Below are 1,173 nucleotides of genomic sequence, written 5' to 3' on the forward strand. Positions count from 1 at the left end.
GGCTGGATTCGCCTGCACACCAATGCACCGCATCACCGTGCCGCCGCCGAGCGCGTACTCGGGCAGGTCGCTGATCGTGACGCGATGGCCGCGAAGGTTGCGCCATGGACCGCTGCCGAGCTGGAACAGGCGATCGTCGAAGCCAACGGCTGTGCGGCGCAGATGCGTTCGTGGCAAGACTGGCAAGTTCATCCACAAGGCTTGGCGGTCAATCAGGAACCGCTGGTCCATCGCCAGACCTTTGCAGCCCTCAGCGACAAACCCTGGCTGGGCTCGGTGGCAAGGCCGCTGGCGGGCATCAAGGTGCTGGACCTGACGCGCGTATTGGCCGGCCCCACCGCCAGTCGTTTTCTGGCTGGCCTCGGCGCCGATGTACTGCGCATCGATTCCCCTGACTGGAACGAACCCGGCGTGGTGCCGGAAATGACCCTGGGCAAACGTTGCGCCCGCCTGGACCTGAAAAACCCCGACGACCGCCTGATCTTCGAAAACCTGCTCAAGAACACCGACATTCTGCTGCACGGCTACCGCGCCGATGCACTGGAACAGTTGGGCTACGGTGAGGCTGCGCTGCAAGCCATCGCGCCTGGCCTGATCGACGCCAGCCTCAACGCTTACGGCTGGAGCGGCCCGTGGCGCAATCGCCGGGGGTTCGACAGCCTGGTGCAGATGAGCACCGGGATTGCCGAGGCTGGCAGGCAGTGGAAAAAGTCGGAAAAACCGGTGCCGCTGCCGTTGCAGGCGCTGGACCACGCCACCGGGTATTTGATGGCGGCCAGTGCGATTCAGGCGTTGAGTGAACGATTGAAATCCGGCCGCGGCGGTTCGGCACGGTTGTCCCTCGCGCGCACGGCAAAGCTGTTGGTGGACGCAGGACAAGTCCCGGAACAACTACCGCTGCGGGCCGAAGAACCGGGTGATCAAGGCTTGGTGGTGGAGCAAACCGCCTGGGGCCCGGCCCACCGCTTGCTGCCCCCGGTGACCATCAGCGGGACACCGTTGCAGTGGGACTTGCCCGCAGGGGAATTGGGCTCACACCGCCCTCAGTGGTGACCGAAGATCCTGTGGCGGGGGGGGGGGGGGGGGGGGGGGGGGGGGGGGGGGGGGGGGGGGGGGGGGGGGGGGGGGGGGGGGGGGGGGGGGGGGGGGGGGGGGGGGGGGGGGGGGGGGGGG

At 68.1% G+C, this 1,173-nt stretch carries 1 protein-coding gene; it reads left to right on the forward strand.

Translation table 11 applies throughout. The annotated features are described in order from the left end of the window. Positions 1 to 1,053 (forward strand): CoA transferase (locus HX846_RS38090; RefSeq protein ID WP_178967563.1); only part of this gene is annotated, 1,053 nt, incomplete at its 5' end. Positions 1,054 to 1,173 lie beyond the last annotated feature (120 nt).

The sequence above is a fragment of the Pseudomonas sp. K5002 genome, from assembly GCF_013386655.1.
GTDB lineage: Bacteria > Pseudomonadota > Gammaproteobacteria > Pseudomonadales > Pseudomonadaceae > Aquipseudomonas.